Source organism: Streptomyces sp. NPDC059832, from assembly GCF_042731715.1.
Classification (GTDB): domain Bacteria; phylum Actinomycetota; class Actinomycetes; order Streptomycetales; family Streptomycetaceae; genus Streptomyces.
In genome coordinates this window covers 298,290-321,336 of the sequence record NZ_JBHWIY010000003.1, presented here as the reverse complement: position 1 = coordinate 321,336, position 23,047 = coordinate 298,290, and the positions used below count along the sequence as shown (strand labels likewise).

Sequence of the window (23,047 nt, the reverse complement as noted above, 5' to 3'; positions counted from 1 at the left end):
TACCCACATCGAGACCGAGAGAAGATTGAGCCTTATGGCCACCACTTCGCTTGACCTGGCCAAGGTCCGCAACATCGGGATCATGGCCCACATCGACGCGGGCAAGACGACCACCACTGAGCGGATCCTGTTCTACACCGGCGTCTCGTACAAGATCGGTGAAGTCCACGACGGCGCTGCCACGATGGACTGGATGGAGCAGGAGCAGGAGCGCGGCATCACGATCACGTCCGCCGCGACGACCTGTCACTGGCCGCTCAATGATGTTGACCACACCATCAACATCATCGACACCCCGGGTCACGTCGACTTCACCGTCGAGGTGGAGCGTTCGCTCCGCGTCCTCGACGGTGCCGTCACCGTGTTCGACGGTGTCGCCGGCGTCGAGCCGCAGTCCGAGACCGTCTGGCGTCAGGCGGACCGCTACGGCGTGCCGCGTATCTGCTTCGTCAACAAGCTCGACCGCACCGGTGCCGAGTTCCACCGCTGCGTCGACATGATCGTCGACCGCCTCGGTGCGGTTCCGCTGGTCATGCAGCTCCCCATCGGTGCCGAGGCCGGCTTCCGTGGCGTCGTCGACCTCGTGTCGATGAAGGCCTTTGTGTGGCCGGAAGAGGCCCTCAAGGGCGAGATGTACGACACGGTCGACATCCCGGACACCCACATCGAGGCAGCCAACGAGTGGCGCGGCAAGCTCCTCGAGGCCGTCTCCGAGAACGACGACCAGATGATGGAGCTGTACCTGGAGGGCGAGGAGCCCACCCAGGAGCAGCTGCACGAGGCGATCCGCCGGATCACCCTCGCATCGAAGGGCGGCGCCGACTCCGTCACCGTCACCCCGGTGTTCTGTGGCACGGCGTTCAAGAACAAGGGCGTCCAGCCCCTGCTCGACGCGGTCGTCCGCTACCTGCCTTCCCCCCTGGACGTCGAGGCCATCGAGGGCCACGACGTCAAGGACCCCGAGGTTGTCGTCAAGCGCAAGCCCTCGGACGACGAGCCGTTCTCCGGCCTGGCGTTCAAGATCGCGAGCGACCCGCACCTCGGCAAGCTCACCTTCGTCCGGATCTACTCCGGTCGCCTCGAGGCCGGCACCGCGGTGCTGAACTCGGTCAAGGGCAAGAAGGAGCGCATCGGCAAGATCTACCGCATGCACGCGAACAAGCGTGAGGAGATCGCGTCGGTGGGCGCCGGCGACATCATCGCCGTCATGGGCCTGAAGCAGACCACCACCGGTGAGACGCTGTGTGACGACAAGAACCCGGTCATCCTGGAGTCCATGGACTTCCCGGCGCCGGTCATTCAGGTCGCCATCGAGCCCAAGTCCAAGGGTGACCAGGAGAAGCTGGGTGTCGCCATCCAGCGCCTCTCCGAGGAGGACCCGTCCTTCCAGGTGCACTCCGACGAGGAGACCGGCCAGACCATCATCGGTGGTATGGGCGAGCTTCACCTCGAGGTGCTCGTCGACCGCATGAAGCGCGAGTTCCGCGTCGAGGCGAACGTCGGCAAGCCGCAGGTCGCGTACCGCGAGACGATCCGCAAGGCCGTCGAGCGCATCGACTACACGCACAAGAAGCAGACTGGTGGTACCGGCCAGTTCGCGAAGGTGCAGATCGCCCTTGAGCCCATCGAGGGTGGCGACGCGTCCTACGAGTTCGTCAACAAGGTCACCGGTGGCCGCATCCCCCGTGAGTACATCCCCTCGGTGGACGCGGGTGCCCAGGAAGCCATGCAGTTCGGCATCCTGGCCGGCTACGAGATGGTGGGCGTCCGCGTCACCCTTCTCGACGGTGGTTACCACGAGGTCGACTCCTCCGAGCTCGCCTTCAAGATCGCCGGTTCGCAGGCGTTCAAGGAGGGTGCTCGCAAGGCGTCCCCCGTGCTCCTGGAGCCGATGATGGCCGTCGAGGTCACCACGCCCGAGGACTACATGGGCGATGTCATCGGCGACCTCAACTCCCGCCGTGGCCAGATCCAGGCCATGGAGGAGCGCAGCGGCGCTCGCGTCGTGAAGGGCCTCGTGCCCCTCTCGGAGATGTTCGGCTACGTCGGAGACCTCCGCAGCAAGACCTCGGGTCGCGCAAGCTACTCGATGCAGTTCGACTCCTACGCCGAGGTTCCGCGGAACGTCGCCGAGGAGATCATCGCGAAGGCCAAGGGCGAGTAACTCTCCCGAGCTCACGCTTTAGGCTTGTCACCGGAGCCTGGTGGGGCATTCGTCGCAGAGCGCAAGCAATGCGGTGAATGCCCCCGGCCCCGGCATCCCAGCAAAGATCACCTGGCGCCGATGAAGCAAGGCGTACAGAACCACTCCACAGGAGGACCCAGTGGCGAAGGCGAAGTTCGAGCGGACTAAGCCGCACGTCAACATCGGCACCATCGGTCACATTGACCACGGTAAGACGACCCTCACGGCCGCCATTACCAAGGTGCTGCACGACGCGTACCCGGACCTGAACGAGGCCTCGGCCTTCGACCAGATCGACAAGGCTCCCGAGGAGCGCCAGCGCGGTATCACGATCTCGATCGCGCACGTCGAGTACCAGACGGAGTCGCGTCACTACGCGCACGTCGACTGCCCGGGTCACGCCGACTACATCAAGAACATGATCACGGGTGCCGCGCAGATGGACGGCGCCATCCTCGTGGTCGCCGCCACCGACGGCCCGATGCCGCAGACCAAGGAGCACGTGCTCCTGGCCCGCCAGGTCGGCGTTCCGTACATCGTCGTCGCCCTGAACAAGGCCGACATGGTGGACGACGAGGAGATCCTGGAGCTCGTCGAGCTCGAGGTCCGTGAGCTCCTCTCCGAGTACGAGTTCCCGGGCGACGACCTGCCGGTCGTCAAGGTCTCGGCGCTCAAGGCGCTCGAGGGCGACAAGGAGTGGGGCCAGACCGTCCTCGACCTGATGAAGGCCGTCGACGAGAACATCCCGCAGCCCGAGCGTGACGTCGACAAGCCGTTCCTGATGCCGATCGAGGACGTCTTCACGATCACCGGTCGTGGCACCGTCGTCACCGGTCGTATCGAGCGTGGCATCCTCAAGGTCAACGAGACCGTCGACATCGTCGGTATCAAGACCGAGAAGACCACCACCACGGTCACCGGCATCGAGATGTTCCGCAAGCTGCTCGACGAGGGCCAGGCCGGTGAGAACGTCGGTCTGCTCCTCCGTGGCATCAAGCGCGAGGACGTCGAGCGCGGCCAGGTCATCATCAAGCCCGGTTCGGTCACGCCGCACACCGAGTTCGAGGCCCAGGCCTACATCCTGTCGAAGGACGAGGGTGGCCGTCACACCCCCTTCTTCAACAACTACCGCCCGCAGTTCTACTTCCGTACCACGGACGTGACGGGCGTTGTGACCCTTCCCGAGGGCACCGAGATGGTCATGCCGGGCGACAACACCGTCATGAACGTCTCGCTGATCCAGCCCGTCGCCATGGAAGAGGGCCTGAAGTTCGCCATCCGTGAGGGTGGCCGGACCGTGGGCGCCGGCCAGGTCACCAAGATCGTCAAGTAATTACCTGACTGTCTGACCTGGTTGCTCCGCACAGAGCACCGAGAAGGGCCCCGGCCCGCCGCGCAAGCGGTGGACCGGGGCCCTTCGTCATCTGTACGGGCGGGGCGCAGGGGCGGTGCGGCCCTGATCCGCCGCGCCGGCCCTTCCTCAGGGGCGCCAGAGCCAGGGCAGGGCGTCGGGCCCCAGGGCCACCACCGTCGGCCGGCCGTCCTTCCCGATGTGCAGGACCGGCCCGTCCAGCGCCACCGGACCGCGCCGTCGCACGAAGAGCCTTCCCGGCGTACGGAGCTGGAGCAGGCCCTTGGCGGTGCGGCCGAGCAGCACCGGGGCGCCCGGTGTCCCGGCGGCGGCCACCGGGCCGTACCCGTCGAAGCCCGCCCGGTCCCGGATCAGGCGCCCGTATCCGTCGATGCCGGTCTCGTCCGCCGTCTCCCCGGTCCGTACGGTCGTCAGGGCGGCCTTCGCCGCCGCGCGGTAGAACAGCTCGATGCTCCCGTCCGCCCCCGGCAGCGCCGCCGGACCGTCCCCGGGCACCGGCACCCCGGTGATCTGGGTGCGCGCGGTCAGCGCGTCGCCGGGCGTGTCCTGCGTCCAGTGATGCACCGCGAAATGGCCTGCCGCGAAGACATGGACACAGCCCTCGGCGTCCACCACGGCACTCAGCCCGTCCTGGATCTCGCCGCCGCCCATGTCCAGCCACCCGCTCCACCGGCCGGTCGTGTCCCGTACCCGGGTACTGAGGCCCTTCTCCGCGTTCCGCACGAAGAGATGCACCCGCCCGTCGGGCGCGGCGACCGCGACCGGGACACCGATCCGGCGCCCGCCGTCGTGGTCGCGCACCGGGTTCCCCAGTCCCTGCCAGGCGCGGAAGGAGCCGCCGGGGGAGCGCTGCTCCAGCGCGACGATCTCGCGTTCGTTGTCCGCGCCGTGCCCGCTGAGCGCCGAGAACCGCAGCCCGAAGAGCAGATGGCGCCCGTCCGGCAGCGTCGCGCTGCCCAGGACCGGGGCGAGCGGGCCGCCGCCGAGGTCGTCCGGCGCGTCCCACTCCCCGCTGCCCGGTGCGCTCTCGCGCCGGCGCACCGCCCGCAGGCCCAGCACCCCGTACGTGACGAGCCGGCCGTCCGGTTCGGCGGCGACGGTGGGCCGGGGGCCCGGGTAGCGGTAGTGGGTGGACCGTACCCAGCCCTTCCGGTTGGTCAGTGGCCGGTTGCCGCCCACGCCGTAGTCCCCGCAGCCCGCCGGGTTGCCGCACCGCCAGTCGGCCGAGCCGCCGTACGGCACCAGGTGCGAGGCCTTCTCGGCCAGCACGGCGGGCGGCAGGTTCTTCGGCCAGTGCCGGTTGTAGTAGCCCCGGAACGCGGTGGTGGCGAAGCTCGGCACCTCGCCGCCGCTCTTGGTGGTCCCTGCCACCCACCGGATCAGCGACGCCCAGGTGAACAGCGCGGTGGCGGTGTGGTCGGGATGGTCGGAGTAGCCCCGCTGCTCGCTGTCCCGGCGGCGGACCGCCTCGCTGCTGTGCTGGATGTCGGGGTCCGGGTCCATGGTGTGCAGGATGCTCGGCCGGTACCGGTCGAACAGCCCGACCAGGACATCGATCAGCCCGTCGTAGGTGTACGAACCCACTTTCTTCAGCGGGGAGCCTTCGGCGACGACGGTCGGCAGGACCAGGCGCCGGTCCTGCCAGAGGCTGGGCAGTCCGAGACGCCCGTACGAGGTGTGCATGGCGGTGTTGATGAAGATCAGCTCGACCCTGCGGCCCCGGTATCGGAGGGTGTTGATCTCGGCGCGGTGGCCGCCGTGCAGCTCGATGACGGACTTGTGCCACGGGGTGAACCTGCCGAGGCCGAGCAGGGTCGCGTACGCCTGGCGGAGCCCCTGGTGACGCGCGGAGGAGTACGCGGCCTTGTTCGGCGCGGGCAGCGGGCGGCCCGGCGCGCGATTGATGCCGGTGGCCTCACCGCCGGTCAGATAGACGCAGACCAGCGGGGTTCCGGCGTCGAGGGCCTGCTGGGTGTCCGGGTTCATGAAGTACAGGTCGTCGTCCGGGTGGGCGAGGATCTGCATCATCTGGGCCGGGTGCGAGGTGCTGATCGGCAGTCCGGGCATCGGGTCCGCGGCGGGATCGCGGCGGCGGGGCGGCGAGGGCGCCGTGCAGGCGGTGAGGGCCGCCAGGCCGGTCGCGCCGGCCGCCGCCATCACAGTGCGCCGCGGCACTCCCGACCGGGATGCGCGCAACGAGGGTCGATCCGTCACACCGTGCTCCGTCCACTTCCCCCGCAGCGGGCGGCTGTGCGGCCCTGTGCTGCGTGCCGAATCCGTGCAGGTCGCGGCGGGGGGCGAGCCGCTGCTGCGGGGGGAGAGACGGAGATTTCCGGGGGCGGGTTGCCTGGGTATCCACGGGTGTGACCCGAACAGCTCAACTCGCGGGTGTACGCACCATGAACACGTCGACCGGGTCCTGCCGCTCCTCGGTGAACCCGTGCCGTTCGTAGAGCGCGCGGGCGGCGCTGCCCTGCAGCACGTCCAGCCGTACGGTCGCGCCCTCCTCGTCGGCCCGCGCGAGCAGCGAGCGGAGCACCGCGGTGCCGATGCCGCGCCCCTGGAGGGCGGTGGAGAGATAGAAGTTCTCCAGCCACAGCCCGCCCTCGACCGGGCGCAGGGTGACGCAGCCCGCGAGCTCCCCGTCCACGACGACGACCGAGGTGTGCTCCGGCGCGTAGTTGTCCCGCAGCCGCTGTCGTACGCGGTGCTCGTCGTAGCGCCCGAGCCGCTCCAGGTCGGGGCGCATCACGGCGGCCCTGAGCTCGGCGATCACCTCGACGTCCTCGGGCCGGGCGGGGCGCAGGGTCCAGGCCGCGGTGGTGCTTGTCGTCATGGACGGATTCTCGCCGACCGCCGTCACCGCAGGTCCGGCGCCTCCCCGCGGTCCACCCGGCGCAGCCCCGCCTCCGGGATGCCGCGCAGCAGCCGCGCGCCGATCTCCGAGAGCCGGGCCCCGTCGGGCGGGGTGCGGCCCAGGCCGATGGCGTACTGGACGTGGGACGCGTCGGAGCCGCACGGGCGGGGCCAGGCGTGCGCGTCCGGGGAGCCCGCTTCCGCGAGGGCGGCGAGCAGGGCCAGGAGGCGGCCGCGGAGGCGCCCCTCGTCCGCGCCGTGCCGCACGGAGACGATCGCCCAGGCGGCGTGCCGCGCGTGCAGCGGCGGCGGGGCGCAGAGCAGGGCATGCGGTACGGAGCCGGAGTCGGCGGCGGACTCCAGGATCTCCCAGGCGCGGAAGAGCTCCTCGGCGACGAGGTCGCGGCCGGCGGCGGAGACCTGCGTGGTGCAGGAGCGGACCGGGTCGGTCGGGGTCAGCACGGTGAAGGGGAGCGCGGTGGTCCCGACTGCTCCGCCGGGGCCGACCGCGCGGTCCCAGTCCCAGGTGGCCCAGGTCGCGAAGAACTGCCTGAGCAGGGGGAGCGGCGGCAGGTCGCCCGACTCGTGGGCGGTACGGGCCGCGAGCACGGACCAGGCGAGGCCGGGCAGTCCGCCGCACGGGGCGGAGTCCAGGCCGCGGGCCCGCGCCCATGCCTTCACCGAGCGGGCGAGCCGGGTGAACGCCGCCCGGTGCGGGTCCGCCGCCGCGAGCACGGCATCCGCGTCGCTCACCGCGCTGAGCGCCGTGGCCGCCGCCTCGCCCAGCTCGGCGCGCCGGGCCACCGCCTCGGCCGGGGGGAGGGCACCCGTCGCCACGGTCACCAGGTCCACCCCGAGCCCGCCGAGCGAGAAGCGCAGCCCGGGTACGCGGGCACCGGTCACCTCGCGCAGGCCGACGGCGTCCGGCAGGGCAACGGCCAGCCGCTCCCGTACCCCCGGCGGATCCACCGCGCCCGGCAGCGCCGCGACCAGGTCCACGTCCGCGCCGGGCAGCGCACAGCCCATCCGCCGCGAGCCGGCCGGATGGACATGCCCTCCGGGCAGCGCGGCGGCCACCCGGCGCACGGCATCGGTCGCGAACGCCTCCTCCGCCGCGTCCGCGCGGATTTCTTCCGCCACCTCGGCGGCCAGCTCCACCCGCACCCCGAAGTGGTCCGAGACGTACAGCCCGTCCGGCGTCGGCACGTCGCCCAGCAGCACCGCCGAGACGGGCCGCAGCCGCTCCGGGCGGACCAGCACCCGGTCCAGCCGGGACACCCGCCCGGTCAGGGAGGAGACGGCGGCCAGCGGGTTGACCGACGGGTCGAAGGTGGGCGTCCGGTCGTCCGCGCCGTGCACCCGGCTCCAGGCGTCCGTCATCCCCAGCCGGTCCTGCGGGGTGTCCCCGCCGTCGTTGAAGTCGCCGAGCAGCGTCACATCGCCCTCGATCGCCGCCAACCCCGCGGCCAGATCGGCCAGTTCGGCATCGCGCCGACCGGCGCCGTTCGCCGAGTGGTCGCTGCTGAGATGGGTGGCGGCGACCGTGACCGGTCCTTCCGCGGTCTCCACGACGACGGCCGCGACCGCCTTGTGCGGGCCGAGCGCGTGCAGACCCGCCTCGCGCACCGGGACCCTGCTGAGCAGCAGCAGACCGCAGTCGGCGACATCCCGGCCGGCCGGGTCGGCCCAGAGCGTGTAGCCCCCGCGGACCCAGGGCGCCGCCAACAGCAGGGCGAGCAGGGCGGGTTCGGCCTCCTGGAGCGCGATGACATCGGCGTTCGCGGCGCACAGGGCGTCGAGCAGGAGCGGCCGGCGCCGGGCGGTGTCGATGCGGTCGCTGTCGTAGCGGTCCCAGAGGGTGTTCCAGGTCAGCAGCGTCAGAGGGCCGGAGGCCGGGGCGGGCACCGGTACGTCCTCGGGCGCGGGCGTCCAGGCGGCATCGGACACCGAGAACGCGTGCGGCGTGCGGGAGACGAAGTACGGGGACGGCAGCCGGCGCGGGGCGCGCACCCGCCCGGCGTCCGTCGCGTCGATCCGGTCCACGCCCGAGGACCGGTCCCACACCAGCTCACCGTCCGCCTCGAAGAACAGCACCCGGTGCCAGGGGATGTCCCCGCCGGGCGTGAAGCGGGGCAGCGGCACCCGCTTGGGCACGGTCCCGCGCTGCGCCACGCCCAGTACGAAGCGCGCCGGGTCGAACCGGGCGTCCCAGCGGACCCGGTGGTAGATCTCCTCGCTGGTACGCATTCAGGGCCTTCCGTCTGGATCCTGCCGGGCTCGCGTGCCCCGGTGCCGCGCCTCGCGGCGTTGTCGTCACTCGCCATGGCTCCCTCCCCAAGCTCTCGGCTCCGCTTGAGCAGGGGAGACCCCATCGACTCCCTCCTCCGCCTTGCGATTCACGGCACCGGACCCCGCTCCCTGATCCGGCCTGATCCAGACGGAAGGCCCTACGCCCTGTCCTCCACGGTTCCGCTCGCGCCGATGTACCAGGTGCGGTGCGCCTGGCCGGGGTACGGGGGCACGAACCTGTGCAGCTGCGAGGTCAGCACCTCGGCCGGCACGGGGTGGCTGCGACATCCGTTGCGGCGGATCAGCTCCGCGTCGCCGACCAGGGCCACGGCGTGGGTGAGCAGCGCGTCCCTGCGCCGGGCGACCGCGTGCACCAGGGAGCGCTGGTGCGCGTTGAGCGAGGTGGCGTCCCAGACGACCGTGGAGCCAGCCGTGAGCGCCGCGTCCAGCCGGTCGAGCCCCTCGCGCAGCACGTCCCCGTTGGCCTTCTGGTCGGCGCGCGAACCCCGGGCCAGACGCAGATCGTCGAGCGAGAGGTAGGTGTCGACGCCGGGCAGCGCACGCCCGAAGGTGCTCTTGCCGCTGCCGGACGGGCCGACCAGATGGATCAGGCGCGGGAAGTCCCCGGCCCGCCAGCGCCAGGTCGCGGCGACCGCCTCCTCGGCGGTGGCGACCCGGCCCAGGGCGTACGCCTCACGGGCCTGCGCCCAGCAGCGGTCGGCGCTCTCCGGGTCCAGCCCCGCGAAGGCCTCCCGCAGCCCGGCCGGTTCCGCCAGGCCCTCCGCGTGCAGCGCGGACCACTCCACCTGCTCGCGCGCCCCGGCGGTGTCCGCCACCGTGGCGGCCAGCGCGTGCAGCAGCGGCAGATCGGCGCCGAACGACATCCGGACCAGCCCGGTGCGGCGCTCCTCGTCCGGGTACGGGCGGTGCAGCGCGGGGTGCAGTCCGACGAGGTCCGCGACGCGGCGGGCGAGCGGCATCCCCAGCGCCGGTGCCAGCGCGGGTGCGAGTCCGGTGCGGCGGGAACGGTGCAGCAGGGCAGCCAGCACCCCGGTCAGCCGGTTCTCGCCCGTCCGGCCCAGTGCGTCGAGGGCGTCGCCCATCGCGCGCGCGGCCCCGGCGTCCCCCGCGTCCGTGCCCGTGGCGGTGGCCAGGGCCGCCGCGTCGACCGGCGCTCCGGACCGTACGGCCCACAGGGCGGCGGCCGGGCCGAGCCCGTTCTCCACGACGGCGGCGTGCATCCAGTGCGTATCGGTCTGTACGTGGCCGGGCCGCACCCACTTGGCCACCAGGCGCCCGAAGTCCGGTGCGCCGAAGCCGTCCACGGGCCGTACGACGTACCCCTCCTGCCGTCCGGTGTCCGGCTTCAGCGCCCGCAGCAGCTTCTCGGCACGGGCGTCGAGGACCCCGCGCCACAGCACGGGCGGCACCGGTATCCCCAGCCCCCGCAGGAACGCCACGGTCCGGTCCCAGCCCAGGCAGCGCTCCCCGTCCCAGACGGAGAAGCCGTAGAAGAAGCTCTCCAGGCCGTCGTACGGGATCGAGTGGCGCGCGAACATGTTCTCGCCGCAGATCCGCCACCCGTCGGGGATACGCGCCCCGACCCGCCCCTGGAGCGCCTTCACCCAGCCCCGCGAGGGGTGGTGCGCGGAGTCGAGGGAGCGGGCGTGGAGCCCGTCGGCGTAGAGGGTGGTGTTCTCGCCGTCCAGCTTCTCGGTGACGACGACCTCGCGGCCGGTCAGCGCGGAGAGGTCCGTGATCCGTACGTCGTCCGAGGTGGCTCCGGGGGACCAGGGCAGATGCGCGGTGCGCGGATAGTGCGTACGCATGATCGATGCCCCTGGTGACGACGGTTTGCCCGGCCGATCACCTTAGGCACGGGGGTCCGGATCGTTCGACCCGATTACGATGAGCGGCGCCCGGCACGGCTCCCGCTGCGCGCCCGCGTTTGACCGAGCGAGCACGGCGGGTAAGATCCTCCGCCCGATTGGCCAGGCTCACACCCCGTATGGCACACTGACCAGGTTGCTCGGTTGAGTGTCAATGCTGCGCGCCTCCCGCCGGGAGGACCGGAAGCGAGTCCCACAGTACTCGTCGATCCCTCGCGGGTCGGACGTACGGGAATCTTCCGGGAAGCGTCAGTGGGGCACCGGCCAGGCGCCCGGTGGGTGTTTCGCCCCCGGTCCTGCGGTCCTCGGGCCCGCACCCCCTTGGTTGGGAAATCCTTCGGGAGATCTGCGTAGAGGGGATGCGACACGCCCGACCGCGTGGGTCGGAGGTGGAGTCATGAGAGCCCCCGGGTTCCAGAGCGTTACGAGAGACAGGACTACTAGTAGCCATGGCGGGACAGAAGATCCGCATCCGGCTCAAGGCCTACGACCACGAGGTCATCGACTCCTCGGCGAAGAAGATCGTCGAGACGGTGACCCGCACTGGTGCGTCGGTCGCAGGCCCGGTGCCGCTGCCCACTGAGAAGAACGTGTACTGCGTCATCAAGTCGCCGCACAAGTACAAGGACTCGCGCGAGCACTTCGAGATGCGCACGCACAAGCGCCTCATCGACATCCTCGACCCCACGCCGAAGACGGTTGACTCGCTGATGCGTCTCGACCTGCCGGCCGGCGTCGACATCGAGATCAAGCTCTGAGGTGACGCGCGAGATGGCTAAGAACATTAAGGGCGTCCTGGGCGAGAAGCTCGGCATGACCCAGGTCTGGGACGAGAACAACCGGGTCGTCCCGGTGACCGTCGTCAAGGCCGGGCCCTGCGTCGTCACCCAGGTCCGCACGAACGACAACGACGGCTACGAGGCAGTCCAGATCGCCTTCGGCGAGATCGACCCCCGCAAGGTGAACAAGCCCCTCAAGGGCCACTTCGCCAAGGCCGACGTGACCCCGCGCCGCCACCTGGTGGAGCTCCGCACCCCTGACGCCAGCGAGTACACGCTGGGCCAGGAAGTCACTGCCGAGGTGTTCGAGTCCGGCGTCAAGGTCGACGTCACGGGCAAGAGCAAGGGCAAGGGCTTCGCCGGTGTGATGAAGCGTCACAACTTCAAGGGTGGCAAGGCGTCCCACGGTGCCCACCGTGTGCACCGTATGCCTGGCTCCATCGGTGGCTGTGCCACCCCCGGCCGTGTCTTCAAGGGCATGCGCATGGCGGGTCGCATGGGCAACGAGCGTGTCACCACCCAGAACCTGACCATCCACGCGGTTGACGCGGAGAAGGGTCTGCTCCTCATCAAGGGCGCAGTCCCCGGTCCGAACGGCGGCCTCGTCCTGGTCCGTACCGCGGCCAAGGGGGCTTGAGGTAATGAGCACCATTGACATCCTTTCGCCGGCAGGCGACAAGGCCGGTACCGTCGAGCTCCCCGCGGAGATCTTCGACGCGAAGACCAGCGTTCCGCTGATCCACCAGGTCGTTGTCGCGCAGCTGGCAGCTGCCCGTCAGGGCACGCACAAGACCAAGACCCGCGGCGAAGTCCGTGGTGGTGGCCGCAAGCCGTACCGCCAGAAGGGCACCGGCCGCGCGCGCCAGGGTTCGACCCGTGCGCCGCAGTTCGCCGGCGGTGGCGTCGTCCACGGCCCGCAGCCGCGTGACTACTCGCAGCGGACCCCGAAGAAGATGAAGGCCGCCGCCCTGCGCGGTGCCCTCTCCGACCGGGCACGCCACTCCCGCATCCACGTCGTCACCGGCGTGGTCGACGGTGCAGTCTCCACGAAGGCCGCCAAGACGCTGTTCGGCAAGATCTCGGAGCGCAAGAACCTGCTCCTGGTCGTCGACCGTGCCGACGAGGCCGCGTGGCTGTCCGCCCGCAACCTGCCCCAGGTGCACATCCTGGAGCCGGGCCAGCTGAACACGTACGACGTGATCGTCTCTGACGACGTGGTCTTCACCCAGGCCGCCTTCGAGTCCTTCGTGTCTGGCCCCCAGACCGCTGAGACCGAAGGGAGCGACGCCTGATGAGCGAGGCGACCGTTACCAGCAAGACCTACTCGGACCCGCGCGACGTTCTCGTCAAGCCGGTCGTGTCCGAGAAGAGCTACGCGCTGCTCGACGAGAACAAGTACACGTTCATCGTCGCGCCCGGCTCCAACAAGACCCAGATCAAGCAGGCCGTGGAAGCGGTCTTCTCGGTCAAGGTCACCGGGGTCAACACGATCAACCGGCAGGGTAAGCGCAAGCGCACCAAGACCGGTTTCGGCAAGCGCGCTGACACCAAGCGCGCCATCGTGACCCTCGCCGAGGGCGACCGTATCGACATCTTCGGCGGCCCGACCTCCTGACGGAGGTCGAGTCGTCCGGAATCGGACGAGGACTGAGAAATGGGTATCCGCAAGTACAAGCCGACGACCCCGGGCCGTCGTGGCTCCAGCGTCGCCGACTTTGTCGAGATCACGCGGTCCACGCCGGAGAAGTCGCTGGTCCGCCCCCTGCACAGCAAGGGCGGCCGTAACAACGCCGGTCGTGTGACCGTTCGCCACCAGGGCGGTGGCCACAAGCGCGCCTTCCGAGTGATCGACTTCCGTCGTCACGACAAGGACGGCGTGCCGGCCAAGGTCGCGCACATCGAGTACGACCCGAACCGCACCGCGCGCATCGCGCTCCTGCACTACGCGGACGGCGAGAAGCGCTACATCATCGCGCCGCGTGGCCTGACGCAGGGCGACCGTGTCGAGAACGGCCCGGCCGCCGACATCAAGCCCGGCAACAACCTGGCGCTGCGCAACATCCCGGTCGGTACGACCATCCACGCCATCGAGCTGCGGCCCGGCGGCGGCGCGAAGTTCGCCCGTTCCGCGGGTGCCTCCGTGCAGCTGCTGGCGAAGGAGGGCACCATGGCCCACCTTCGTATGCCGTCGGGTGAGATCCGCCTGGTCGACGCCCGCTGCCGCGCCACCATCGGTGAGGTCGGCAACGCCGAGCAGTCGAACATCAACTGGGGCAAGGCCGGCCGCATGCGCTGGAAGGGCGTCCGCCCGACCGTCCGCGGTGTCGCGATGAACCCGGTTGACCACCCGCACGGTGGTGGTGAAGGCAAGACCTCCGGTGGTCGCCACCCGGTCTCGCCGTGGGGTCAGAAGGAGGGTCGTACTCGTTCGCCGAAGAAGGCATCGAACAAGTACATCGTCCGCCGCCGCAAGACGAACAAGAAGCGCTAGGAGCGGGTTTAGATGCCGCGCAGTCTCAAGAAGGGGCCCTTCGTCGACGGCCACCTCATCAAGAAGGTGGACGTACAGAACGAGGCAGGCACCAAGAACGTCATCAAGACCTGGTCCCGTCGCTCGATGATCGTCCCGGCCATGCTGGGTCACACCATCGCGGTGCACAACGGCAAGATCCACGTCCCGGTGTTCGTCACCGAGTCGATGGTCGGCCACAAGCTCGGCGAGTTCTCGCCGACTCGCACCTTCCGCGGCCACGTCAAGGACGACCGGAAGTCGAAGCGCCGCTAACCGCGGGGTGGAAACGACTATGACTTACACCGAAGGGACAACCATGGAAGCCAGGGCCCAGGCGCGGTACATCCGCGTCACGCCCATGAAGGCCCGCCGCGTGGTGGACCTCATCCGTGGCATGGATGCCACGGAGGCTCAGGCGGTCCTGCGTTTCGCCCCGCAGGCCGCGAGCGTGCCGGTTGGCAAGGTGCTGGACAGCGCCATTGCCAACGCCGCACACAACTACGACCACACCGACGCCTCTTCGCTGGTCATCAGCGAGGCGTACGTGGACGAGGGCCCGACCCTGAAGCGGTTCCGTCCGCGTGCTCAGGGCCGTGCCTACCGGATCCGTAAGCGGACCAGCCACATCACCGTGGTCGTCAGCAGCAAGGAAGGAACCCGGTAATGGGCCAGAAGGTAAACCCGCACGGGTTCCGGCTCGGCATTACCACGGACTTCAAGTCCCGTTGGTACGCCGACAAGCTGTACAAGGACTACGTCAAGGAAGACGTCGCCATTCGTCGCATGATGACGAAGGGCATGGAGCGGGCCGGCATCTCGAAGGTCGAGATCGAGCGCACCCGCGACCGCGTCCGCGTTGACATCCACACCGCCCGTCCGGGCATCGTCATCGGTCGCCGTGGCGCCGAGGCCGACCGCATCCGTGGCGAGCTGGAGAAGCTGACCGGCAAGCAGGTCCAGCTGAACATCCTCGAGGTCAAGAACCCCGAGGTGGACGCTCAGCTGGTGGCCCAGGCCGTCGCCGAGCAGCTCTCCTCCCGCGTCTCCTTCCGTCGTGCCATGCGCAAGAGCATGCAGAGCTCGATGAAGGCCGGCGCCAAGGGCATCAAGATCCAGTGCGGTGGCCGCCTCGGCGGCGCCGAGATGTCCCGCTCGGAGTTCTACCGCGAGGGCCGTGTGCCCCTGCACACGCTCCGCGCGAACGTCGACTACGGCTTCTTCGAGGCCAAGACGACCTTCGGCCGCATCGGCGTGAAGGTCTGGATCTACAAGGGCGACGTCAAGAACATCGCCGAGGTCCGCGCCGAGAACGCCGCTGCCCGCGCCGGCAACCGCCCGGCCCGTGGCGGCGCTGACCGCCCGGCCGGCCGTGGTGGCCGCGGTGGCGAGCGTGGCGGTCGCGGTCGCAAGCCGCAGCAGCAGTCGGCTCCGGCTGCCGAGGCCCCCAAGGCCGAGGCTCCCGCCGCTGCCGCTCCGGCTGCCGAGAGCACCGGAACGGAGGCCTGACCGAAATGCTGATCCCCCGTAGGGTCAAGCACCGCAAGCAGCACCACCCGAAGCGCAGCGGTATGTCCAAGGGTGGCACGCAGGTTGCGTTCGGCGAGTACGGCATCCAGGCGCTGACCCCGGCGTACGTGACGAACCGCCAGATCGAGGCTGCTCGTATCGCGATGACCCGCCACATCAAGCGTGGCGGCAAGGTCTGGATCAACATCTACCCGGACCGTCCCCTGACGAAGAAGCCGGCCGAGACCCGCATGGGTTCCGGTAAGGGTTCTCCCGAGTGGTGGATCGCGAACGTCAAGCCGGGTCGGGTGATGTTCGAGCTGTCCTACCCGAACGAGAAGATTGCTCGTGAGGCGCTTACCCGCGCTGCTCACAAGCTTCCGATGAAGTGCCGGATCGTTCGGCGCGAGGCAGGTGAGTCGTGATGTCGGCCGGTACCAAGGCGTCCGAGCTGCGCGAACTGGGCGGCGAGGAGCTCCTCAACAAGCTCCGCGAGGCCAAGGAAGAGCTGTTCAACCTCCGCTTCCAGGCGGCGACCGGGCAGCTCGAGAACCACGGTCGGCTCAAGTCCGTCCGTAAGGACATCGCCCGGATCTACACCCTGATGCGCGAGCGCGAGCTGGGCATCGAGACGGTGGAGAGCGCCTGATGAGCGAGAAGACTGTGACTGAGACGAACACCGACCGCGGTTTCCGCAAGACCCGTGAGGGTCTGGTCGTCAGCGACAAGATGGACAAGACCGTCGTCGTCGCTGTCGAGGACCGTGTCAAGCACGCGCTGTACGGCAAGGTCATCCGCCGTACGAACAAGCTCAAGGCGCACGACGAGCAGAACGCCGCAGGCGTCGGCGACCGCGTCCTCCTGATGGAGACCCGGCCGCTGTCCGCCACGAAGCGGTGGCGCGTCGTCGAGATCCTCGAGAAGGCCAAGTAATTCCTGAGGGGCATTCCCCTCAGGCAAGTTCCGCCAGGCTCGGCGGGGGCTCGCTCCGGTGACGGAGTGGCCCCCGCCGGGAACCGGCAGACGATCAGGAGATAGACGTGATCCAGCAGGAGTCGCGACTTCGCGTCGCCGACAACACGGGTGCGAAGGAAATCCTCACCATCCGTGTTCTCGGTGGTTCGGGTCGCCGCTACGCGGGCATCGGTGACGTCATCGTCGCCACCGTCAAGGACGCGATCCCCGGTGGCAACGTGAAGAAGGGTGACGTCGTCAAGGCCGTCATCGTTCGCACCGTCAAGGAGCGTCGCCGTCAGGATGGCTCGTACATCCGCTTCGACGAGAACGCCGCCGTCATTCTGAAGAACGACGGTGACCCCCGCGGCACCCGCATCTTCGGCCCGGTGGGCCGGGAACTGCGCGAGAAGAAGTTCATGAAGATCATCTCGCTCGCGCCGGAGGTGCTGTAAGCATGAAGATCAAGAAGGGCGACCTGGTTCAGGTCATCACCGGTAAGGACAAGGGCAAGCAGGGCAAGGTCATCGTGGCCTACCCCGCTCAGGACCGCGTCCTCGTCGAGGGTGTCAACCGGGTCAAGAAGCACACCAAGGCCGGTCAGACCGCTCGCGGTTCGCAGACCGGTGGCATCGTCACGACCGAGGCCCCCATCCACGTGAGCAACGTTCAGCTCGTCGTGGAGAAGGACGGCAACAAGGTCGTCACGCGCGTCGGTTACCGCTTCGACGACGAAGGCAACAAGATCCGCGTTGCCAAGCGGACGGGTGAGGACATCTGATGGCTACCACCACCACTCCGCGTCTGAAGACGAAGTACCGCGAGGAAATCGCCGGCAAGCTGCGTGAGGAGTTCTCGTTCGAGAACGTCATGCAGATCCCCGGTCTGGTCAAGATCGTGGTCAACATGGGTGTGGGCGACGCCGCCCGCGACTCCAAGCTGATCGACGGCGCCGTGCGCGACCTCACCACGATCACCGGTCAGAAGCCGGCCGTCACCAAGGCCCGCAAGTCCATCGCGCAGTTCAAGCTGCGTGAGGGCCAGCCGATCGGCTGCCACGTCACCCTCCGTGGTGACCGGATGTGGGAGTTCCTGGACCGTACGCTGTCGCTCGCGCTGCCGCGTATCCGTGACTTCCGTGGTCTGTCGCCGAAGCAGTTCGACGGCCGTGGCAACTACACCTTCGGTCTCACGGAGCAGGTCATGTTCCACGAGATCGACCAGGACAAGATCGACCGGGTCCGGGGCATGGACATCACCGTGGTCACCACGGCGACCAATGACGACGAGGGTCGTGCCCTCCTTCGTCACCTCGGCTTCCCGTTCAAGGAGAACTGACCGTGGCGAAGAAGGCTCTGATCGCTAAGGCCGCCCGTAAGCCGAAGTTCGGCGTCCGCGGGTACACCCGCTGCCAGCGCTGCGGCCGGCCCCACTCCGTCTACCGCAAGTTCGGCCTGTGCCGCGTGTGCCTTCGTGAGATGGCTCACCGTGGCGAGCTGCCGGGCGTGACCAAGAGCTCCTGGTAAATCTCCTTCGCCCTTTGGGCGTTGGGTTTACCCGGAGACTCTCGGTAAGCATCTGGTCGGCAGGAGCCCGCCCTCACATGCCGTAGGCTTGTGGGGTTGGGCGCCTGCCGCCCAAGACCGACTTACTACGCCGTAGGTCCCCGCACCGCACCCGTCCTGCCTCTGAGTGGGGAGAGGGATGGCGCATACAGGAAACCCCGGCGAGAGAGGCCGAAGGCCAACTCATGACCATGACTGATCCCATCGCAGACATGCTCACGCGTCTGCGCAACGCGAACTCGGCGTACCACGACGACGTCGCGATGCCGCACAGCAAGATCAAGTCGCACATCGCGGAGATCCTCCAGCAGGAGGGCTTCATCACCGGCTGGAAGGTCGAGGACGCCGAGGTTGGCAAGAACCTCATCCTCGAGCTGAAGTTCGGCCCGAACCGCGAGCGCTCGATCGCCGGCATCAAGCGAATCTCGAAGCCGGGTCTGCGTGTATACGCAAAGTCCACCAACCTGCCGAAGGTCCTCGGCGGCCTGGGCGTGGCGATCATCTCCACGTCCCACGGTCTCCTGACCGGCCAGCAGGCCAGCAAGAAGGGCGTAGGTGGGGAAGTCCTCGCCTACGTCTGGTAGTCGGGAACGGAGGAATAGCTCATGTCGCGAATCGGCAAGCTCCCCATCCAGGTTCCCGCCGGTGTGGACGTCACCATCGATGGCCGCACGGTCGCGGTGAAGGGGCCCAAGGGCACCCTCTCGCACACCGTCGCGTCGCCGATCGAGGTCACCAAGGGTGAGGACGGCTTCCTCAGCGTCACCCGCCCGAACGACGAGCGTCAGAACAAGGCCCTTCACGGCCTGTCCCGCACGCTGGTGGCGAACATGATCACCGGTGTGACCCAGGGATACACCAAGGCGCTCGAGATCAGTGGTGTCGGTTACCGCGTCCAGGCGAAGGGCTCCAACCTGGAGTTCGCCCTGGGCTACAGCCACCCGATCCTGATCGAGGCCCCGGAGGGCATCACCTTCAAGGTGGAGTCCCCCACGAAGTTCTCCGTCGAGGGCATCGACAAGCAGAAGGTCGGCGAGACCGCGGCCAAGATCCGCAAGCTGCGGAAGCCTGACCCGTACAAGGCCAAGGGCGTCAAGTACGCCGGCGAGGTCATCCGCCGCAAGGTCGGAAAGGCTGGTAAGTAGCCATGGCATACGGCGTGAAGATCGCCAAGGGCGACGCCTACAAGCGTGCCGCCCTCAAGCGTCGCCACATCCGCGTCCGCAAGCACATCTCCGGTTCGCCGGAGCGTCCGCGCTTGGTCGTGACACGGTCCAACCGCCACATGGTGGCTCAGGTCATCGACGACATCGCGGGCCACACGCTCGCGTCGGCGTCGACCCTGGACGTCTCCATCCGTGGTGGCGAGGGCGACAAGAGCACCCAGGCCAAGCAGGTCGGCGCCCTGGTCGCTGAGCGCGCCAAGGCCGCAGGCGTCGAGGCCGTCGTGTTTGACCGCGGTGGTAACCAGTACGCCGGGCGGATTGCCGCTCTGGCTGACGCCGCCCGTGAAGCCGGTCTGAAGTTCTGAGCCCGGTTCCTACGCACAGCGGACGTAACAGAGAGAGGTAAATCCAATGGCTGGACCCCAGCGCCGCGGAAGCGGTGCCGGTGGCGGCGAGCGGCGGGACCGGAAGGGCCGTGACGGCGGCGCAGCTGCCGCCGAGAAGACCGCGTACGTTGAGCGCGTTGTCGCGATCAACCGCGTCGCCAAGGTTGTGAAGGGTGGTCGTCGCTTCAGCTTCACCGCGCTGGTCGTGGTGGGCGATGGTGACGGCACCGTCGGTGTCGGTTACGGCAAGGCCAAGGAAGTTCCCGCGGCCATCGCCAAGGGCGTGGAAGAAGCCAAGAAGAACTTCTTCAAGGTTCCGCGCATCCAGGGCACCATTCCTCACCCGATCCAGGGCGAGAAGGCTGCGGGCGTCGTCCTGCTGAAGCCTGCTTCCCCCGGTACCGGTGTTATCGCCGGTGGCCCGGTGCGCGCCGTTCTGGAGTGCGCCGGCGTTCACGACATCCTGTCGAAGTCGCTCGGCTCCGACAACGCGATCAACATCGTGCACGCGACCGTGGCGGCCCTCAAGGGCCTGCAGCGTCCCGAGGAGATCGCGGCTCGCCGTGGTCTGCCGCTCGAGGACGTCGCCCCTGCGGCTCTGCTTCGTGCACGTGCGGGAGCGGGTGCGTAATGGCTCGCCTCAAGATCACGCAGACGAAGTCGTACATCGGCAGCAAGCAGAACCACCGCGACACCCTGCGTTCGCTCGGGCTCAAGCGCCTGCACGACGTGGTTGTCAAGGAGGACCGCCCCGAGTTCCGCGGAATGGTGCACACCGTCCGCCACCTCGTGACGGTTGAGGAGGTCGACTGACATGGCGGAGAACAAGCCGCTGAAGGCCCATGACCTCCGGCCCGCCCCGGGCGCCAAGACCGCCAAGACCCGTGTGGGTCGTGGTGAGGCGTCCAAGGGTAAGACCGCCGGTCGTGGCACCAAGGGCACGAAGGCCCGTTACCAGGTTCCGGAGCGCTTCGAGGGTGGGCAGATGCCCCTCCACATGCGTCTCCCGAAGCTCAAGGGCTTCAAGAACCCGTTCCGCACCGAGTACCAGGTCGTGAACCTGGACAAGCTCGCGACGCTCTACCCCGAGGGTGGAGAGGTCACCGTGGCCGACCTGGTCGCCAAGGGTGCGGTGCGCAACAACCACCTCGTCAAGGTCCTCGGACAGGGCGAGATCTCCGTGGCACTGCAGGTTTCGGTTGACGCCGTCTCCGGCTCCGCCAAGGAGAAGATTGCCGCCGCGGGCGGCACCGTCACCGAGCTCGTCTGAGACAACTCGATGGCCTGAACATCCGACCGGGGATGCCTCTCATATGGGGCATCCCCGGTTGGTCGTTCCTAGGGGGGCATGGTCGCCGGTAAGGTGGCGTGCGTCGTTGTGTGGTAACCCCTGGGCGCCCGCCCGGGGACTTTGACTGTTTACGTATTCGTCGATCCTCAAGACCGTCACCTCTACGCTTTGCGCGGGGGTCGCAGGAGGCACCGTGCTCACCGCGTTCGCCCGGGCGTTCAAGACGCCCGACCTGCGCAAGAAGCTGCTCTTCACGCTCGGCATCATCGTGCTCTACCGGCTCGGGGCACACATCCCGGTACCGGGAGTGAGCTACGAGAACGTCCAGACCTGTGTTGATCAGGCCAGCAAGGGCAACAACAGCCTCTTCGGCCTGGTGAACATGTTCAGCGGTGGTGCACTGCTGCAGATCACGATCTTCGCGCTCGGCATCATGCCGTACATCACGGCCAGCATCATTCTTCAGCTGCTGACCGTGGTCATCCCCCGACTCGAGGCGCTCAAGAAGGAGGGGCAGTCCGGCCAGGCCAAGATCACGCAGTACACGCGTTATCTGACCGTCGCGCTCGCCATCCTCCAGGGCACCGGCCTGGTGGCCACCGCCACCAGCGGCGCCCTCTTCAGCGGCTGCCCGGTCGCCGACCAGATCGTCCCGAACCAGTCGATCTTCACGACCATCGTGATGGTCATCACGATGACCGCGGGTACCGCGGCCGTCATGTGGCTCGGTGAGCTCATCACCGACCGCGGCATCGGCAACGGCATGTCGATCCTGATGTTCATCTCGATCGCCGCCAGCTTCCCCGGCGCCCTGTGGGCCATCAAGACCAGCGGCAAGCTGGCCGACGGCTGGATCGAATTCGGCACCGTCATCCTGATCGGCTTCGTGATGGTGGGCCTCGTCGTCTTCGTCGAGCAGGCCCAGCGCCGCATCCCGGTGCAGTACGCGAAGCGAATGATCGGCCGCAGGTCGTACGGCGGTACCTCGACGTACATTCCGCTGAAGGTCAATCAGGCGGGTGTGATTCCCGTCATCTTCGCTTCTTCGCTGCTCTACATCCCCGCCCTGATCGTCCAGTTCTCCAACTCCACTGCGGGCTGGGCGACCTGGATCAAGGACAACTTCGTCAAGGGCGACCACCCGTACTACATCACGGCGTACTTCCTGTTGATCGTTTTCTTCGCCTTCTTCTATGTGGCGATTTCGTTCAACCCCGAGGAAGTCGCTGACAACATGAAGAAGTATGGTGGCTTCATCCCGGGTATCCGGGCTGGTCGACCTACTGCCGAGTACCTGAGCTACGTGCTCAACAGGATCACTTGGCCGGGCTCGCTGTACTTGGGTCTGATCGCTCTTGTGCCGACGATGGCGTTGGCCGGCTTCGGTGGTGCGAACGCCAACTTCCCGTTCGGCGGGACGAGCATCCTGATTATCGTGGGTGTGGGGCTGGAGACCGTGAAGCAGATCGAGAGTCAGCTCCAGCAGCGCAATTACGAAGGGTTCCTCCGCTGATGCGAATCGTCCTCGTCGGGCCGCCCGGTGCCGGCAAGGGAACGCAGGCTGCGTACCTTGCCAAGAACCTGTCGATTCCGCAGATCTCCACGGGCGATCTCTTCCGCGCCAACATCAGCCAGGGCACCGACCTTGGCAAGCGGGCCCGCGCCTTCATGGACGCGGGTCAGTTGGTGCCGGACGAGGTCACCATCGGGATGGCCAAGGACCGCATGTCCCAGCCGGATGCCGAGAACGGCTTCCTGCTGGACGGCTTCCCGCGCAACGTGGGTCAGGCCGAGGCCCTTGACGCCATGCTCAAGGACGAGGGCACCAAGCTCGACGCGGTCCTGGACCTGGAGGTCCCCGAGGACGAGGTGGTCAAGCGCATCGCCGGCCGCCGGATCTGCCGGAACGACGGCTCGCACGTCTTCCACGTGACGTACAACCCGCCGAAGGCCGAGGGCGTCTGCGACGTCTGCGGCGGCGAGCTGTACCAGCGCGACGACGACACCGAGGACACGGTTCGTACGCGGCTGGAGGTCTACCACACGCAGACCGAGCCGATCATCGACTACTACCGGGCCCAGAACCTGGTGGTCACCATCTCCGCGCTCGGCAAGGTCAACGATGTGACCGAGCGGGCGATGGAGGCTCTCAAGTCCGACCAGGGCTGAGCGAAAACACCCGCAGTGCTTGTGCAGTCGGGCGGGGGGGGAGAGGGAGACGAGGCACAAAAAGCTCGCCGGCGCGGCGGTTTGGTGGGGAGAAGGAGATCCAAAACGCTAACATATCAACTCTCCAG

29 protein-coding genes are annotated in these 23,047 nt (G+C 68.3%); 25 read left to right on the top strand and 4 right to left on the bottom strand.

Annotated features, from left to right (window positions below):
• Window positions 1-34 precede the first annotated feature (34 nt).
• Together fusA and tuf are read left to right on the top strand one after the other, a co-directional pair.
• Window positions 35-2,164 (top strand): elongation factor G, encoded by a 2,130-nt coding sequence (gene fusA / locus ACFV8T_RS06665; RefSeq protein WP_385325246.1) that lies wholly within the window; start codon window positions 35-37, stop codon window positions 2,162-2,164.
• 160 nt (window positions 2,165-2,324) lie between these two features.
• Window positions 2,325-3,518 (top strand): elongation factor Tu, encoded by a 1,194-nt coding sequence (gene tuf, locus ACFV8T_RS06660; protein ID WP_266415496.1) that lies wholly within the window; start codon window positions 2,325-2,327, stop codon window positions 3,516-3,518.
• A 147-nt stretch (window positions 3,519-3,665) separates the two neighbouring features.
• Here tuf and ACFV8T_RS06655 read toward each other — a convergent pair whose 3' ends face one another.
• The 4 genes from ACFV8T_RS06655 to ACFV8T_RS06640 all read right to left on the bottom strand — a co-directional run bounded on the left by ACFV8T_RS06655 (window position 3,666) and on the right by ACFV8T_RS06640 (window position 10,531).
• Window positions 3,666-5,714: a PIG-L family deacetylase gene (locus ACFV8T_RS06655; RefSeq protein WP_385325556.1), complete on the bottom strand. Its 2,049-nt coding sequence runs from the start codon at window positions 5,712-5,714 to the stop codon at window positions 3,666-3,668.
• Between the two features lie 220 nt (window positions 5,715-5,934).
• On the bottom strand, window positions 5,935-6,393 hold the full coding sequence (locus tag ACFV8T_RS06650; protein ID WP_385325244.1) for a GNAT family N-acetyltransferase: 459 nt from the start codon (window positions 6,391-6,393) through the stop codon (window positions 5,935-5,937).
• Between the two features lie 23 nt (window positions 6,394-6,416).
• Entirely contained in the window at window positions 6,417-8,660 is a 2,244-nt protein-coding gene (locus ACFV8T_RS06645; RefSeq protein WP_385325242.1) for a poly(A) polymerase, read from the bottom strand.
• 200 nt (window positions 8,661-8,860) lie between these two features.
• Entirely contained in the window at window positions 8,861-10,531 is a 1,671-nt protein-coding gene (locus tag ACFV8T_RS06640) for an RNA ligase family protein (protein ID WP_385325240.1), read from the bottom strand.
• Between the two features lie 509 nt (window positions 10,532-11,040).
• Between ACFV8T_RS06640 and rpsJ the strand changes: the two genes are divergently transcribed.
• From rpsJ to ACFV8T_RS06525, 23 genes are all read left to right on the top strand, one after another.
• The gene (gene rpsJ / locus ACFV8T_RS06635; protein WP_003948644.1) at window positions 11,041-11,349 is read left to right on the top strand and encodes a 30S ribosomal protein S10; all 309 of its coding nucleotides are present in this window, start codon (window positions 11,041-11,043) and stop codon (window positions 11,347-11,349) included.
• A gap of 13 nt (window positions 11,350-11,362) precedes the next feature.
• A complete protein-coding gene (rplC, locus tag ACFV8T_RS06630; RefSeq protein WP_072485542.1) occupies window positions 11,363-12,007 on the top strand; it encodes a 50S ribosomal protein L3 in 645 nt (214 codons plus the stop codon).
• Window positions 12,008-12,011: 4 nt separating this feature from the next.
• Window positions 12,012-12,662, top strand: a complete 651-nt coding sequence (rplD, locus tag ACFV8T_RS06625) for a 50S ribosomal protein L4 (RefSeq protein ID WP_093540763.1) — start codon at window positions 12,012-12,014, stop codon at window positions 12,660-12,662.
• Window positions 12,662-12,985: a 50S ribosomal protein L23 gene (rplW, locus tag ACFV8T_RS06620; protein ID WP_014154589.1), complete on the top strand. Its 324-nt coding sequence runs from the start codon at window positions 12,662-12,664 to the stop codon at window positions 12,983-12,985. The genes rplD and rplW overlap by 1 nt, the downstream gene beginning before the upstream one ends.
• A 39-nt stretch (window positions 12,986-13,024) precedes the next feature.
• Window positions 13,025-13,861 (top strand): 50S ribosomal protein L2, encoded by an 837-nt coding sequence (gene rplB, locus ACFV8T_RS06615; protein ID WP_266415473.1) that lies wholly within the window; start codon window positions 13,025-13,027, stop codon window positions 13,859-13,861.
• 12 nt (window positions 13,862-13,873) lie between these two features.
• On the top strand, window positions 13,874-14,155 hold the full coding sequence (rpsS, locus tag ACFV8T_RS06610; protein ID WP_003966956.1) for a 30S ribosomal protein S19: 282 nt from the start codon (window positions 13,874-13,876) through the stop codon (window positions 14,153-14,155).
• Window positions 14,156-14,198: 43 nt separating this feature from the next.
• Entirely contained in the window at window positions 14,199-14,546 is a 348-nt protein-coding gene (gene rplV / locus ACFV8T_RS06605; RefSeq protein WP_004571827.1) for a 50S ribosomal protein L22, read from the top strand.
• Window positions 14,546-15,388: a 30S ribosomal protein S3 gene (rpsC, locus tag ACFV8T_RS06600; RefSeq protein ID WP_093540760.1), complete on the top strand. Its 843-nt coding sequence runs from the start codon at window positions 14,546-14,548 to the stop codon at window positions 15,386-15,388. Before rplV ends, rpsC begins: the two co-directional genes overlap by 1 nt.
• Window positions 15,389-15,393: 5 nt before the next feature.
• Complete coding sequence (gene rplP / locus ACFV8T_RS06595) at window positions 15,394-15,813, top strand: 50S ribosomal protein L16 (RefSeq protein WP_014047785.1); 420 nt, start codon at window positions 15,394-15,396, stop codon at window positions 15,811-15,813.
• Window positions 15,813-16,037, top strand: coding sequence for a 50S ribosomal protein L29 (rpmC, locus tag ACFV8T_RS06590; RefSeq protein WP_124716937.1), 225 nt, complete (start codon window positions 15,813-15,815; stop codon window positions 16,035-16,037). The genes rplP and rpmC overlap by 1 nt, the downstream gene beginning before the upstream one ends.
• Window positions 16,037-16,321 carry a 30S ribosomal protein S17 gene (rpsQ, locus tag ACFV8T_RS06585; RefSeq protein ID WP_030977953.1) on the top strand — a complete coding sequence of 95 codons (285 nt, stop codon included), beginning with the start codon at window positions 16,037-16,039 and terminating at the stop codon, window positions 16,319-16,321. The genes rpmC and rpsQ overlap by 1 nt, the downstream gene beginning before the upstream one ends.
• 107 nt (window positions 16,322-16,428) lie before the next feature.
• On the top strand, window positions 16,429-16,797 hold the full coding sequence (gene rplN / locus ACFV8T_RS06580; RefSeq protein WP_003966950.1) for a 50S ribosomal protein L14: 369 nt from the start codon (window positions 16,429-16,431) through the stop codon (window positions 16,795-16,797).
• 2 nt (window positions 16,798-16,799) lie between these two features.
• Entirely contained in the window at window positions 16,800-17,123 is a 324-nt protein-coding gene (gene rplX / locus ACFV8T_RS06575; RefSeq protein WP_003966949.1) for a 50S ribosomal protein L24, read from the top strand.
• Complete coding sequence (gene rplE, locus ACFV8T_RS06570) at window positions 17,123-17,680, top strand: 50S ribosomal protein L5 (RefSeq protein ID WP_093897251.1); 558 nt, start codon at window positions 17,123-17,125, stop codon at window positions 17,678-17,680. The genes rplX and rplE overlap by 1 nt, the downstream gene beginning before the upstream one ends.
• A gap of 2 nt (window positions 17,681-17,682) precedes the next feature.
• The gene (locus tag ACFV8T_RS06565; protein WP_003948630.1) at window positions 17,683-17,868 is read left to right on the top strand and encodes a type Z 30S ribosomal protein S14; all 186 of its coding nucleotides are present in this window, start codon (window positions 17,683-17,685) and stop codon (window positions 17,866-17,868) included.
• Window positions 17,869-18,092: 224 nt separating this feature from the next.
• Window positions 18,093-18,491 (top strand): 30S ribosomal protein S8, encoded by a 399-nt coding sequence (gene rpsH / locus ACFV8T_RS06560; RefSeq protein WP_124716936.1) that lies wholly within the window; start codon window positions 18,093-18,095, stop codon window positions 18,489-18,491.
• A gap of 21 nt (window positions 18,492-18,512) precedes the next feature.
• A complete protein-coding gene (gene rplF, locus ACFV8T_RS06555) occupies window positions 18,513-19,052 on the top strand; it encodes a 50S ribosomal protein L6 (protein ID WP_093540757.1) in 540 nt (179 codons plus the stop codon).
• A gap of 2 nt (window positions 19,053-19,054) precedes the next feature.
• Window positions 19,055-19,438 carry a 50S ribosomal protein L18 gene (rplR, locus tag ACFV8T_RS06550; RefSeq protein WP_093540756.1) on the top strand — a complete coding sequence of 128 codons (384 nt, stop codon included), beginning with the start codon at window positions 19,055-19,057 and terminating at the stop codon, window positions 19,436-19,438.
• Between the two features lie 46 nt (window positions 19,439-19,484).
• Window positions 19,485-20,090, top strand: a complete 606-nt coding sequence (gene rpsE / locus ACFV8T_RS06545) for a 30S ribosomal protein S5 (RefSeq protein WP_030914151.1) — start codon at window positions 19,485-19,487, stop codon at window positions 20,088-20,090.
• Entirely contained in the window at window positions 20,090-20,272 is a 183-nt protein-coding gene (gene rpmD, locus ACFV8T_RS06540; protein ID WP_018550611.1) for a 50S ribosomal protein L30, read from the top strand. Before rpsE ends, rpmD begins: the two co-directional genes overlap by 1 nt.
• 1 nt (window position 20,273) lies before the next feature.
• Window positions 20,274-20,729 (top strand): 50S ribosomal protein L15, encoded by a 456-nt coding sequence (gene rplO, locus ACFV8T_RS06535; protein WP_018550610.1) that lies wholly within the window; start codon window positions 20,274-20,276, stop codon window positions 20,727-20,729.
• Window positions 20,730-20,943: 214 nt separating this feature from the next.
• The gene (secY, locus tag ACFV8T_RS06530) at window positions 20,944-22,263 is read left to right on the top strand and encodes a preprotein translocase subunit SecY (protein ID WP_093540755.1); all 1,320 of its coding nucleotides are present in this window, start codon (window positions 20,944-20,946) and stop codon (window positions 22,261-22,263) included.
• Window positions 22,263-22,919, top strand: coding sequence for an adenylate kinase (locus ACFV8T_RS06525; RefSeq protein WP_385325237.1), 657 nt, complete (start codon window positions 22,263-22,265; stop codon window positions 22,917-22,919). Before secY ends, ACFV8T_RS06525 begins: the two co-directional genes overlap by 1 nt.
• Window positions 22,920-23,047 lie beyond the last annotated feature (128 nt).